Origin of the sequence: Paenirhizobium naphthalenivorans (assembly GCF_007992095.1) — a bacterium.
In the GTDB taxonomy this organism is placed as follows: Bacteria; Pseudomonadota; Alphaproteobacteria; order Rhizobiales; family Rhizobiaceae; genus Allorhizobium; species Allorhizobium naphthalenivorans.
In genome coordinates this window covers 1-680 of the sequence record NZ_BJZP01000129.1, presented here as the reverse complement: position 1 = coordinate 680, position 680 = coordinate 1, and the positions used below count along the sequence as shown (strand labels likewise).

General features: G+C 60.3%; 1 protein-coding gene and 1 pseudogene. One reads left to right on the top strand and one right to left on the bottom strand.

Annotation, left to right across the window (positions count from 1 at the left end; translation table 11 throughout):
• A pseudogene (locus RNA01_RS23515) lies at positions 1–392 on the top strand (acyl-homoserine-lactone synthase); the annotation flags it as partial.
• Between the two features lie 39 nt (positions 393–431).
• Here the strand turns inward: RNA01_RS23515 and RNA01_RS23510 are convergent.
• A partial coding sequence (locus RNA01_RS23510) for a TrbI/VirB10 family protein (RefSeq protein WP_307725740.1) occupies positions 432–680 on the bottom strand: 249 nt, incomplete at its 5' end.

The window sequence follows — 680 nt, the reverse complement described above, 5'->3', positions numbered from 1 at the left end:
CCAGCCTGATGGCACCTGGCATATATGAGGGAACGAGAATGTGCCTCGACGAGGAAGCACTCTCCGAGGACTTCCCGAGGCTGGAAACGGGTAAGGCGTTCGGCATTCTGCTGCTGGCGTTGTGCGAATGCGGATTGTCCCACGGCATCGAGACGCTGGTCTCGAACTACGAGCCGCACCTGGCGCGCGTCTATCGTCGGGCGGGGCTCGCCGTTGAAGAGGTCGGCCGTGCGCACGGCTATGGTCGCTCTCCGGTTTGCTGCGGTATCTTCGAAGTTTCAGAGGAAGTTCGCACGCGCATGCAGCAGGCGCTTGGTGTCGCGGCTCCCCTATATGCAGGATATCGCCCGCGCAAAAATGCAGCCAGCGAGCCCGTGCGCATATCTGCCTGATCCAGGAGTTGTCCCAAGGCGGTTGCGGCAATGTGTGCCTCAACCGCCATAATTGCCGGGAAAGACAATGTCCTGGTCGACGAGAACGTTGAACTTGTAACCCGGCCGGATCTGGATGGTGGGTTGAACATTCAGATTCTTGGAAATTGTCTGCTCCGCGACGCGGCCGAAGGTCTCCGCAAAGTTTCTGCGCGCCGCGTCAGAGGCCGTATCCTGTGTGGCGAGGGTGGAGCTCTCCGGAACTGCCATATCGATGCCGGTACCGATAAGCGCAACGAGCGCCGCTGA